Below are 2569 nucleotides of genomic sequence, written 5' to 3'. Positions count from 1 at the left end.
GCTGAACAAGGGCTTTGCCCCGGCGGCATTCGTCACCGAGGTCAGCCTGAGCCAGGAACATTATAACCTGATGAGCGGTGCCATCATCAACGGTATCGACGTGATGTGACAGTAGCTTAGCTGTTTATTGCCTAGATCCAGGATGTTGCAGGGGCATCCTGGATCTGGAATCGTCGATACGTTGTCTACTATAAATCTAGAAATATAAGCGTTTCGTGCCCGAAGGCCGAAGATGCATGCAAGGGTAACTAACATGGGTCGTATCACCGGCACGAAGGCAGCCGACACACTAACTGGAACGCCGGGCAATGATACGATTTCGGGTTTAGCGGGCGCGGATGTCATCGAGGGTAGTGCGGGCGACGACCTGATCGAAGGTGGCACAGGAGATGATACAATTTCCGGCGGTGAGGGGAATGACATCCTGAAAGGCGGGTCAGGTGACGACATCCTTACCGGAAATCAGGGCAGCGACAGCGTTTACGGCGGTGAAGGTCAAGACTCCCTTTACGATAGCGGCATTTACAACAACGCCGGTGGTTCTGATCTGCTTGATGGTGGCGAAGGTGATGACCGTATAAGCATATATCGATCTAGTGATGAATCCGGAACAAATATAACAATTTTTGGTGGTGGCGGTAACGATATAATAGATATTTCGGCCGGTTCGATAAGCTCGTCGATTATGGGGACAACGATAATATTGGATGCTGGCATTGGTAATGATATTATCAATATTTCAGGATCTGGATTAAATGCGAATATAACCCTTGGAGAGGGGAAGGACGTACTTAGTATATTAAGTATACTAAGTATACTAAATTTGTCGGGGCATGGTTTGAATAGCGAGGTGATAATTACCGATTTTGTTCCTGGTGCTTTGGGTGATCGTATAGAATGGACGTATGGCCTGCCTGTTACACTTAATAAATGGAACAACGATTCAAATCCGTTTGGATCGGGTTATGCGCGTCTTTTGCAAAATGATGGTGACACGCTGTTGCAAATCGATCCGGATGGCGGTGCTAACGAGTATGTAACCTTGATACGTTTCAGTAATACGATGGCAAGTGCTTTTACTGAATTCAATTTCGAAAGTTATGACCCTAATGGTACCATGCCTACGGGGCAGGTTTTTGCCGGTACGACCGGCAATGATACAATGATCGGGACAGTCAGTGCTGATACATTTCAGGGCGGCGATGGCGATGATTTTATCGAAGCAAGAGCAGGCAGTGACCGTATCCTTGGCGGGATTGGCAACGATTACATCGACGGACAATTGGGGGATGATTGGATCGATGGAGGCCCGGGTCATGATCAGATCAGGGGTGGATATGGGAATGATGTCCTGATCGGTGGCGATGGAAACGACGACATCGATGATGGCGGCAGCTTGGACGATAGAATATTCGGCGGCAGCGGCGATGATATTCTAAGAGTAATTTATAATTTTCAAGGTATTGTTGGTAAGTCTTACCTCAATGGAGGAGAGGGAAATGATATTATTTTCTTCACCATTCATAATGATAGCTTAGTCGAGATTGATGCAGGCGATGGAAACGATACGGTAAGCGCTGAGGCTGATTCAGGTACTGGAATTGTACGACTGGGCGTTGGTTCTGACACATTACTTTTAAGGGATATATATAGCCCTTATGGACCTTGGAATGGTTCGATAAGCGTCGAGGATTTTTCGGTCGGAGTAGGCGGCGACAAGGTTGTGTTCAGCGAAGCTATGAGATTTTGGAAGGGGTATGTGATAGGTATTGACCCTTTTGACTTGGGTTATCTTCGTTTGGTACAATTTGAAAATAGAACAATTCTTCAAATTGATCGAGATGGTTATTCCGGAGAAGAAAACTATTTCGAAAACATGGTATACTTTGATAATATTGATGCTAGGGAGTTCGTTAAATATAATTTTGATGGCTTTGTTCCTAAGATCGTTCCAGCATCGGAAGCAATCACCGCAGATATAACTGCTCCTGTATCGGTCTCCGAAGACGGCGAAAAAGTATTATCTTTGAAGTTAATATTATCAGGAAATTCCTATATTAACGGAATAATATCCATTAATATCGAGGAACAATCTACTACAACTATTAATGCTGACGTAATTTTAAAAGAAAAAATATTAGGTTATGATTTTGTCAGGTCACCATCAGGGTCTTACGGGCTTACGTTGCCTCCTATTTCAATTCTTTCAGATTTTATTGCCGAAGGGACGGAGACGATAGCAGTTACGATCCGTGTATCAGGTCAAGTATTTGATACCGGGACTGATACCAAAACCGTTTTGGTCAAACTAATTGACAGTGGCCAGACTGGTGGTCCGGGAGAGGACCGTATTGGTGGAACGCGTTTCTCGGACGATCTGTCCGGCGGTCAGGGTAATGATCGGCTATCCGGCAATCTAGGTAATGATAATATCGATGGCGGCAGTGGGATCGACACGGCGGTATTTGGCGATTTCTTCAAGAAGTCAACGGTGTCGGCTCAATCCGCTTCGGTTACGGTGGTCGGCCCGGACGGAACCGATATCACCGGCCTTTGCCGACCCGAGGCC

1 protein-coding gene is annotated in these 2569 nt (G+C 46.0%); it reads left to right on the top strand.

The genetic code is table 11. The features are described from left to right. Positions 1-253 precede the first annotated feature (253 nt). Positions 254-2569: calcium-binding protein (locus ASE70_RS19965; RefSeq protein WP_162235985.1), on the top strand; the 2316-nt coding region annotated here is incomplete at its 3' end.

This window comes from Sphingomonas sp. Leaf22 (genome assembly GCF_001421715.1).
Lineage (GTDB): Bacteria > Pseudomonadota > Alphaproteobacteria > Sphingomonadales > Sphingomonadaceae > Sphingomonas.
This window is presented reverse-complemented; position numbering and strand designations above follow the sequence as displayed.